The 444-nt window shown below is 59.2% G+C and carries 1 protein-coding gene; it reads right to left on the bottom strand.

Annotation, left to right across the window (positions count from 1 at the left end; translation table 11 throughout):
- On the bottom strand, positions 1-444 hold a 444-nt coding region (locus B4920_RS25890), incomplete at both ends, for a hypothetical protein (protein ID WP_216820035.1).

Below are 444 nucleotides of genomic sequence, written 5' to 3'. Positions count from 1 at the left end.
CCTGCTGTGGCCTGCACGGTATCAATGCGCTGACCTAAGGCGCTATCAGCATTGGCGCGTGCTGTCTGCTCGGTTTGGATGGCAGCTGCGTTTTGCGTGGCCTTGGTGTTGGCTGCATCGGCGGCAGCTTGTGCGACTGCGGCGGCGCTGGCGGCATCCGTGGCCGCTTTATCAGTGACAGCAACCCAAGCTGAGCCGTTCCAGCGTTTTGGCGTATTGGCGCTGCCTGTGGTGTCAATCCATAGGTTTTGCGCTAAACGGTCTGCTGTCGCTGGTGCTGACGATTGAATGATCACTTTGCCTTTGCCATTGGCGATCCCAGCGGCTGCGGCCGCATCAGCTTTAGCTTGATCTGCGGCAGTTTGCGCCGTTGAGGCCGCAGAGTTGGCCGCTGTAGCAGAGGCCTGCACCGTGGTGATTTGTGTTGCTAACGCACTATCAGCA

It is taken from the genome of Zoogloea sp. LCSB751, assembly GCF_002028455.1.
Classification (GTDB): domain Bacteria; phylum Pseudomonadota; class Gammaproteobacteria; order Burkholderiales; family Rhodocyclaceae; genus Zoogloea.
Note: the sequence above shows the minus strand (reverse complement) of the source record. Positions and strands in the feature narration are given on the sequence as shown.